The organism is Microbacterium sp., assembly GCF_051953575.1.
Taxonomy (GTDB): Bacteria; Actinomycetota; Actinomycetes; order Actinomycetales; family Microbacteriaceae; genus Microbacterium.
In genome coordinates, this window is the sequence record NZ_JBQCIP010000235.1 from 1 (window position 1) to 8,743 (window position 8,743).

Annotated in this window: 8 protein-coding genes; 6 read left to right on the forward strand and 2 right to left on the reverse strand. The window is 72.1% G+C overall.

Features of this window, described 5'->3' with window-relative positions; all coding sequences use genetic code 11:
* Positions 1–99 precede the first annotated feature (99 nt).
* Entirely contained in the window at positions 100–1,377 is a 1,278-nt protein-coding gene (locus ACTHNQ_RS14195) for an ABC transporter substrate-binding protein (protein ID WP_440334354.1), read from the reverse strand.
* Positions 1,378–1,648: 271 nt separating this feature from the next.
* On the opposite strand from ACTHNQ_RS14195, the gene ACTHNQ_RS14200 reads away from it, so the two are divergent.
* Positions 1,649–2,650: a LacI family DNA-binding transcriptional regulator gene (locus tag ACTHNQ_RS14200; RefSeq protein WP_440334355.1), complete on the forward strand. Its 1,002-nt coding sequence runs from the start codon at positions 1,649–1,651 to the stop codon at positions 2,648–2,650.
* Positions 2,651–2,680: 30 nt separating this feature from the next.
* On the opposite strand, the gene ACTHNQ_RS14205 is transcribed toward ACTHNQ_RS14200, so the two are convergent.
* A complete protein-coding gene (locus ACTHNQ_RS14205; RefSeq protein WP_440334356.1) occupies positions 2,681–3,289 on the reverse strand; it encodes a MarR family winged helix-turn-helix transcriptional regulator in 609 nt (202 codons plus the stop codon).
* Between the two features lie 114 nt (positions 3,290–3,403).
* Between ACTHNQ_RS14205 and ACTHNQ_RS14210 the strand changes: the two genes are divergently transcribed.
* From ACTHNQ_RS14210 to cysD, 5 genes are all read left to right on the forward strand, one after another.
* Positions 3,404–4,255 (forward strand): MarR family winged helix-turn-helix transcriptional regulator, encoded by an 852-nt coding sequence (locus ACTHNQ_RS14210; RefSeq protein ID WP_440334358.1) that lies wholly within the window; start codon positions 3,404–3,406, stop codon positions 4,253–4,255.
* 211 nt (positions 4,256–4,466) lie between these two features.
* On the forward strand, positions 4,467–5,159 hold the full coding sequence (locus ACTHNQ_RS14215; RefSeq protein ID WP_440334360.1) for a sirohydrochlorin chelatase: 693 nt from the start codon (positions 4,467–4,469) through the stop codon (positions 5,157–5,159).
* 159 nt (positions 5,160–5,318) lie between these two features.
* Positions 5,319–7,049, forward strand: a complete 1,731-nt coding sequence (locus ACTHNQ_RS14220; protein WP_440334361.1) for a nitrite/sulfite reductase — start codon at positions 5,319–5,321, stop codon at positions 7,047–7,049.
* A complete protein-coding gene (locus ACTHNQ_RS14225) occupies positions 7,046–7,789 on the forward strand; it encodes a phosphoadenylyl-sulfate reductase (RefSeq protein ID WP_440334363.1) in 744 nt (247 codons plus the stop codon). The genes ACTHNQ_RS14220 and ACTHNQ_RS14225 overlap by 4 nt, the downstream gene beginning before the upstream one ends.
* Positions 7,786–8,706 (forward strand): sulfate adenylyltransferase subunit CysD, encoded by a 921-nt coding sequence (gene cysD / locus ACTHNQ_RS14230; protein ID WP_440334365.1) that lies wholly within the window; start codon positions 7,786–7,788, stop codon positions 8,704–8,706. Before ACTHNQ_RS14225 ends, cysD begins: the two co-directional genes overlap by 4 nt.
* Positions 8,707–8,743: the final 37 nt, after the last annotated feature.

An 8,743-nucleotide genomic window follows, 5' to 3' on the forward strand; every position in this document is an offset into this window, starting at 1 on the left:
TGGGGGGGGGGGGGGGGGGGGGGGGGGGGGGGTTCGATCCCCCCGGGGGCGGGGGGGGGGGGCCCGGGCCCCCCCCCCCCCCCCGCCAGGCGGATCGGGTCAGCCGTTGATGGCGGCCTTGGCGTTCTTCACGCCGACGTCCCAGGCCTCGTCGGGCGGGGTGTTCCCCGCCTCCATGTCGACGAGCGCGTTCAGCAGCGCACCGCCGATCGCGCTCGTGTCGGGCCCGTTGTAGAACGAGCTGAACTGCGTCACCGAGTCGCTGATGACCTGGCCGATGGCGGAGTCGCCGAAGAACTCGTTGGTGTACCCCAGCACCTCGGGGCTCTCGAGCGCGGACTTGGCCGCGGGGAAGGTCCCGGTCTCGGCGAAGTGCTCGGTCTGACCCTCGGGCGACAGCATGGTCTCGATGTACTGCCACGCCGCTTCGGGGTGCTTGGCGCGGGCGGGGATGGCGATGACGCTGCCGCCCCAGTTGCCACCGACGCCGGGGAGCGCTGCGACGCGCCACAGTCCCTTCGTGTCGGGCGCGTCGTTCTGCAGACCGGCGAGGATCCACGACGGCGCGATGGTCACGGCGAAGGCGCCGTTCGCCTTGCCCGGGGCCCAGCCCGACGACCACGCGGCGATGCCCGCGCTGATCCCGGCGTCGTACGCCTGCACCGCGACGTCGAACGCGTCCTTCACCTGCGGGTTGGTGTCGAACACGAGTTCGCCGTCGGGCGAGTAGTACTTCTCGGTCACCTGGTTGACGGCGGAGAAGAACATCGTCGTCTCGACGTTGTCGATGAACGGCTTGCCGGTCGCCTCGGTGTACTTCTCGCCCATCGCGATGAAGTCGTCCCACGACGACCACATCTTGGCGACCTCGGCGGGATCGGTCGGAAGCCCCGCGGCCTCGAACAGGTCGGCGCGGTAGGCGAAGCTCAGGCCGCCGACATCCGTCGGGATGCCGACGAGCGCACCGTTCTCGGCGGTGGCGCCCTCGACCGCCCAGTCCAGGTAGTCGTCGCCGATGTCCTTGCCGCCGAGCGTGCGCAGGTCGACGAAGTTGCCGGGGTTCTCGAGGAACTTCGGCAGGTCGTCGTTCTGGATCATGACGAGGTCGGGCACCTTCCCGCCGGCGAGCGCGGCGGTCAGCGCGGTCGCGGTCTCGGTCGTGCTGCCGACCTCCGACAGCTTGACCTTGGCGTCGGGGTTCTTCTCCAGGTAGCGGTCGACGGAGTCCTTCTGGCCGATGCCGGTGAACGACCAGAACTCGAACTCCGCGTTGGGGTCGTCGGCACCGGCGCCCGACCCTCCGCCGGACGTGCATCCGGACAGGACGAGCGCAAGGGCGCCTACTGCGATGGGCAGGGCGAGTTTGCGACGATTCACAACTGCTCCTCTTCTTCGGGGACATGTGGTTGCCGGGGGTCCGCATCGGCCTCCGGAGAGATCGATCTCTCAAACGTGGTCAGAGTAGACCGATCGTCGATTCGTTGGCAAGAGCAACGTATTGACGCGGTCCGACTTCTCATGTGTTTGCCATGTTCGGCGAGGAACGGATGTCGGAAGCCCGCCGACCGTGCGATGATCTTCCGAGCAGAGATCGATCTTCCGCGGATCAGCACCGCCCAGAGATCGCCGCCCGGCCAGAAAGGACGCGATGGCCAGACCGACCATCCTCGACGTTGCCGCCGCGGCCGGGGTCTCGCGCGCCACCGCCGCTCGCGTGCTCGCCGGCGCCGCGAACGTCGACCCGGTCATGACGGCGTCGGTGAAGCGGCACGCCGAGCTGCTGGGCTACGAGACGAACTTCGCCGCCCGCGTCCTCCGCGGCGGCCGGGCCGGGGCGATCGGGCTGGTCCTGGCCTTCAACGAACTCGGCAGCATCGAGGGCACGTTCTTCACGTCGGTGCTGAAGGGTGCCGCGAAAGGCCTGTCGGCGGGCGAGGTGCAGCCCGTCCTGCTCCCGGCGGACCACGAGGATCTCGATCGCATCCCCCGCTTTCTGCGCTCGGGGGCGGTGGACGGGGCGATCGTCATCCTGCAGCACGAGATCACGCACCTGGTCGACCGGCTCATGGACTCCCCCGTGCCCGTCGCCTGGGTGGGCCGCCCCGACGAAGAGCCCGGCGCGGCCGCGATCGTCGTCGACGCCGACAACTACAGCGGAGGCGTCGAAGCCGCTCGCGCTCTCGTGGATGCCGGGCGCCGGCGCATCGGCATCATCACCGGGCCGCCCGACATGGCGCAGGCGCGGGCGCGGACGCAGGGGTGGACCGACGAGCTGGCGCGGCACGGGATCGCGCCCGGCCCGATCGTGCACGGCGACTTCACCGTCGACAGCGGGGCCGCGGCGATGGCGCGACTGCTCCAGCGCGATCCTCAGCTCGATGCGGTGTTCGCGTGCTCCGACCTCATGGCGTCCGGTGCGCTGCGGGTGCTGCAGGCCGCGGGAAGAGCGGTGCCCGGCGACGTCTCGCTCGTGGGGTTCGACGACGTGGCGATCGCCACCGCCTCGAACCCGCCGCTCACGACCGTGCGGCAGCCCCTCGAAGAGATGGGACGCACCGCGGCCGAGGCCGTGCTCGCGCGCGTCCGCGGCGAGCAGGTGCCCTCGGAGCACATCCTGCCGACGACCTTGATCCGTCGCGAATCGCTCTGAGCCGGCCGGCCGGACCTCGGGCGGCGCCCGTCAGGCTCCCGGCCAGGAGTCGGCGAGCTTCGTCAGCAGCCGCGCGAGCTCCGCGCGCTCGGCATCGGTGAACGCGGCGAGCGCGGCGTCGATCGCCTCTCGCCGCTCCCCGCGGAACCCGCGCACCAGCCGGGTGCCGGCATCCGTCAGCGCCACCCGCGTCCGCCGCGCATCGTCGGGGTCGGCCTCGCGCCGCACCAGGCCGAGCTCGACGGACTGCTGCACGAGCCGCGACGCACGCGGCTGATCGACCCCGACCGCCTCGGCGATCTCGCCCACCGACAGGGGGTGGGATGACGCCGCCAGCGCCTCGAGCAGACGCATGCGCGCCGGACCGCCGAAGCGTCCGCCGCCACCCCAGGGCGGCCCGCCGTGTGCGCCAGGCCCACCCCGGCCCCAGGGACCGCCACGACCGGGGAAGGCACCGGGGTCGTCGGGGTCCGCGCCGTGCGGGCCGTGCGCGTGCGCGCCGTGCGGGTGCGGTCCGGCGCCGTGCGGCCCGGCGCCGTGCGAGCCCTCCGCCCATGGAGGTCGGGGCATCCGGCGGCCGCGCAACCGGGCGAGGGCTGCGGCGATGGCGTCGGAGGGGTCGTCGGGTGCTGCCGGCATCCTCCCAATTTACATGTGACTTGACATGTACTCAAAGTGCATGTCACACTGCATGTACATGCACTACGACATGTAATCCGCGGCCGGACGTCGGCCGCCACGAAAGGACTTCTCATGGACGACACGAATCTGAACGAAGAGAACGACACTCCCCGCACTGCCCGCCCGCTCGGCTACTGGCTGCGCGCGGTGGACGGCCTGCTCACCCAGGCCTTCGCCGAGGCGCTGCACGCCGAGGGCGTCTCGCGTCGTGACTGGATGCTGCTCAACGCGGTGTCTGGCGACATCGACGCACCCGGGCTCGCCGAGCGCCTCGCCCGCAAGGGCAAGCGGCTGCGGTCGCTCGAAGACCGCGGCTGGGTGGTCGAGAAGGGCGACGGCACGTGGGAGCTCACCGACCTCGGCCGCGCCGAGAAGGAGCGCCTCGGCGCCATCGTCGACGGCATCCGCTCGCGGGTGACCGGCGCCGTCGGGGACGACGCGTACACGCAGCTCACCGCCTCGCTCGAGGCCATCGCCCGCGAGCTGGGCTGGGACGAGTCCACGGCCGCCGAGCGCGGCTTCGGCCGTCCCGGCTTCGGTCGCGGCTTCGGACGCCCCGGGTTCGGGCCCGCCTTCGGAGGCCCCGGCTTCGGCCGCCCGCCGTTCGGCGCCGGTTTCGACCCCGCGCTGCGCTACCGCTTCGGCCCCCACCGTCACGGCGGCTTCGGCCCGGGCCGTCCCGGCCGTCCGGCCGACCACGACGGCGAGCCGATGCACGCGATGCACGGCCACGGCGAGTGCGGCGAGCACCACGGTCACCCGCACGCCGGGCCCGGTCGCCACGGCCACCCCCACGAGGGCGGTCACGACCACCCGCGTCACGGCCACCACGGCCGCGGCCACGGCGGGCGTCGCGCCCAGGAGGCGTACGAGCGCGGCTTCGACGCCGGGTTCGCGCGCGGCCGCGAGGACCGCGCCGCCTGATCCACTCCCGCCCTGCTTCGCGTCCCACTCTTCGCCGCACCGGCACCCGCCGGGCGGCGAGGAGTGGGACTTGCCGTTGCGGGCGCGACCCGCGGGGCGCGCGGATGTCGCCGCGAAGAGGGGAACATGCTGTTGCCGGCGTGCACCCAGGGTGAGCGGATGCCGAACCCCGCGCGATCCCTGCGATGCACCGGGCGGGCACAATGGGGGCGTGACACGTCCAGCGCTCCTCGCGATCTCGCACGGCACGTCCTCGCCCGCGGGGCAGGCGGCCGTCGAGGCACTCGTCGACGCCGTGGCCGCACGGCTGCCCGACACGATCGTGCGGCTCGGGCACGTCGACGTGCAGCAGCCGGACGTGGCGGCATCCCTCGACGCGATCCCCGCGGGGACGCCCGTCGTCATCGTGCCGCTGCTGCTGTCGGCCGGGTACCACGTGCGGGTCGACCTCATCCAGCAGTCCGCGGGCCACGGTGACGTGGTGATCGCGCCGGCGCTGGGCCCCGACGAGCGGCTGGTCGACGCGCTCGTCGCGCAGCTCGAGAGTGTGGCACCGCGACCTGACGACATGCTCGTCCTCGCGGTCGCAGGCTCCAGCGACGACCGCGCCAACGAGGACTGCCGGGTCACCGCGCGGATGCTGGGCGACCGACTCGGCCGTGAGGTCGCTGTCGGGTTCCTGGCCGCGGCCGACCCCCGGCTCGATGTCGCGGTGGCGGCCGCGGGCGACCGCGTGGTCGTCGCCGACTATCTGCTGGCGCCCGGGTACTTCCACGACCTCGCCGTCACGCTCTCGGGCGGCGCCACGGTCGCACCGCCGCTGCTCGGGAGCGATGCGCCGCCGGCATCCCTCGTCGACCTCGTCGTCGATCGCTACAACGGAGCCGCGCGTTTGTCGGACTGAGTCCACAAAGGCGCCGCGCTGCAACTGTGTGACGCCCGGTTACGCCGGTTAACGTCGCTTGACGTTCGGATAGGCCCACACGGTCGCCGCTTCTAGCCTCACGGAATGGACTCGCTAGAGTCCCGCCCGGGGCGCCCCGGGATCCACCCCGGAGGCACCGTGACCATCAGCGACACCGAACCGCACGCGTCGGAGCGCCCGCGCGCCGCCGTGCGCCCTCCGCGCCCGTCGTCCAAGCCGAACGGCCAGTGGAAGATCGACGGCAAGGCCCCACTCAACGGCAACGAGGAGTGGAAGCAGGTCGACGACGGCCTGAGCGTGCGTGAGCGCATCGAGAACATCTACTCCGTCGGCGGCTTCCAGAGCATCGACCCGACCGACCTTCACGGCCGGTTCCGCGTGTGGGGCCTGTACACCCAGCGCAAACCCGGCATCGACGGCGGCCGCACCGCGACCCTCACTCCCGAAGAGCTCGAAGACGAGTACTTCATGCTGCGTGTCCGCATCGACGGCGGGCAGCTCACCACCGCGCAGCTGCGCGTCATCGCCGGCATCTCGACCGAGTTCGCGCGCGGCACCGCCGACATCACCGACCGGCAGAACATCCAGCTGCACTGGATCCGCGTCGAGGACGTGCCCGAGATCTGGCGCCGCCTTGAGGCTGTGGGCCTGGGCACCACCGAGGCGTGCGGCGACGTGCCCCGCGTGATCCTCGGCTCGCCGGTCGCCGGCATCTCGTCCGAGGAGCTCATCGACCCGACGCCGCAGATCGAGGCGATCTCGCGCCGCTTCATCGGCGACCCCACGCTGTCGAACCTGCCCCGCAAGTTCAAGAGCGCCATCACCGGCCACCCCAGCCAGGACGTCGTGCACGAGATCAACGACGTCGCGTTCGTCGCCCTCGAGCACCCCGAGCTCGGCATCGGCTACGACCTGTGGGTGGGCGGCGGCCTGTCGACGACCCCGCGTCTCGGCGAGCGCCTGGGCACGTTCGTCCGGCCCGATCAGGTGGTGGATGCCTGGCACGGCGTCGCCCAGATCTTCCGCGACTACGGCTACCGGCGCCTGCGCAACAAGGCGCGCCTGAAGTTCCTGCTGGCCGAGTGGGGCACCGAGAAGTTCCGCCAGGTGCTGCAGGACGAGTACCTCGGCTACGCGCTCCCCGACGGCCCCGCCGCTCCCCGCCCCGCGACCCCCGGCGACCACGTCGGCGTGCACCGGCAGAAGGACGGCCGCTTCTACGTCGGCGTGACGCCGATCGTCGGCCGTGTCAGCGGCGAGACCCTGACCCGCCTGGCCGAGATCGCCGAGGCGCACGGCTCGACCCGCCTGCGCACGACCCCGCACCAGAAGATCGTGGTCCTCGACGTGCCCGAAGCGGACGTCGAGCCGCTCATCGCCGAGCTCGACGCGCTCGGCCTGCAGGCACGCCCGAGCCTGCTGCGCCGCGGCACGATCGCGTGCACCGGCATCGAGTTCTGCAAGCTCGCGATCGTCGAGACCAAGGTCAACGCGACGGCGGCCGTGCTCGACCTCGAAGAGCGCCTCAAGGGCTTCGAGCTGCCGCATCCGATCTCGCTCCACGTGAACGGCTGTCCCAACTCGTGCGCCCGCATCCAGACCGCCGACATCGGCCTCAAGGGCCAGCTCGTCACGATCGACGGCGAACAGGTCCCCGGCTACCAGGTGCACCTCGGCGGCGGGCTCGCCTCGCAGGACCGCGACGAGCCGGGGCTCGGCCGCACCGTCCGCGGCCTGAAGGTGGCTGCCGACGGCATCGCGGACTACGTCGAGCGCGTCGTCACCCGCTTCCTCGCCGACAGGGATGCCGCCAGCGACGAGACGTTCGCGCAGTGGGCGCACCGCGCCGACGAGGAGGCCCTCCAGTGACCGTCAGCCTCGCGCCCCGCATCGCCGTCAAGCGCACGCACGAAGAACTCAAGGCGCTCGCCGAGCAGGGCAACCTCGAGCTCGGCAGCCTGACCGACCACGAGGCGTCCGCCGCCGAGGTCGTGGCGTGGGTGGCCCGCAACTTCTCGGTGGATGCCGCCGCCGTCGCCTGCTCGATGGCCGACGCCGCCCTGCCCCACGTCGTGGCCGAGCAGCTGCCGGGCGTCGACGTGCTGTTCCTCGACACGGGGTACCACTTCACCGAGACCTACGCGACGCGCGACGAGGTGCAGCGCGCCCTCGACGTGCGGATCGTCGACATCACCCCCGACCAGACCGTCTCCGAACAGGACGCCGAGTTCGGCGCGAAGCTCTTCGAGCGCGACCCGGGCCTGTGCTGCGCGCGCCGCAAGGTGGCGCCGCTGCAGGACGCCCTCGGCGGCTACGAGGTGTGGTTCACCGGCGTCCGCCGCGACGAGGCGCCGACCCGCACGAACACCCCGCTGGTCACGTGGGACGAGCGCAACGGCCTCGTCAAGGTGAACCCGGTCGCCGCCTGGAGCTTCGACGACGTGCTGGAGTATGCCGCCGCGCACAAGGCTCCCGTCAACCTGCTGGTCGGCTTCGGCTACCCGTCTATCGGCTGCGAGCCGTGCACCAAGCCGGTCGCCCCCGGTGAAGACCCCCGATCGGGCCGCTGGGCCGGATCCTCGAAGACGGAATGCGGGCTGCACGTATGACCCTCTCCACCTCCGCCCCCGCCACCGCCCTGTCGACGCTCGACCTGCTCGAGGCCGAGGCGATCCACGTCATCCGCGAGGTCGTCGCCGAGTTCGAGCGGCCCGTGCTGCTGTTCTCGGGCGGCAAGGACTCCGTCGTCGTGCTGCACCTCGCCACGAAGGCGTTCGCGCCCGGCCGCGTGCCCTTCCCGGTGCTGCACGTCGACACCGGACACAACTTCCCCGAGGTGCTGGCCTTCCGCGACGAGACCGTCGAGCGGCTCGGCATCCGCCTCGAGGTCGCGCGCGTGCAGGACTACATCGACGACGGCCGCCTGCAGGAGCGCGCCGACGGCACCCGCAACCCGCTGCAGACGGTGCCGCTGCTCGACGCGATCGCCGCCGGCCGCCACGACGCCGTGTTCGGCGGCGCCCGTCGCGATGAGGACAAGGCGCGCGCCAAGGAGCGCATCATCTCGCTGCGCGACGAGTTCGGCCAGTGGGATCCGCGCAACCAGCGCCCCGAGCTGTGGAGCCTGTACAACGGCCGCCACACGCCGGGCCAGCACGTGCGGGCGTTCCCGATCTCGAACTGGACCGAGCTGGACGTGTGGCAGTACATCGAGCGCGAGAGCATCGCCCTGCCGCCGCTGTACTTCGCGCACGAGCGCGAGGTGTACGAACGCGACGGCATGTGGCGCCCCGTCGGGCCCTTCTCGCCGCCGCGCGCGGACGAGACCGTCGAGCTGCGCACCGTGCGCTACCGGACCGTCGGCGACATGAGCTGCACGGGAGCGGTCGAATCGGATGCCGCCGACCTGGCGGCGATCGTGGCCGAGGTCGCCGTGTCGACCCTCACCGAGCGCGGGGCGACCCGTGCCGACGACCGCCTCAGCGAGGCGGCCATGGAGGACCGCAAGAAGGACGGGTACTTCTGATGACCGCGACGCTCACCGCCACCCCCACGCTGTTCCG

What these genes read in the sequence shown, in the direction of transcription:
- ACTHNQ_RS14200 (WP_440334355.1), top strand. Translation starts at nt 1,649, where the DNA reads ATGGCCAGACCGACCATCCTCGACGTTGCCGCCGCGGCCGGGGTCTCG.
- ACTHNQ_RS14205 (WP_440334356.1), bottom strand. Translation starts at nt 3,289, where the DNA reads ATGCCGGCAGCACCCGACGACCCCTCCGACGCCATCGCCGCAGCCCTC.
- ACTHNQ_RS14210 (WP_440334358.1), top strand. Translation starts at nt 3,404, where the DNA reads ATGGACGACACGAATCTGAACGAAGAGAACGACACTCCCCGCACTGCC.
- cysD (WP_440334365.1), top strand. Translation starts at nt 7,786, where the DNA reads ATGACCCTCTCCACCTCCGCCCCCGCCACCGCCCTGTCGACGCTCGAC.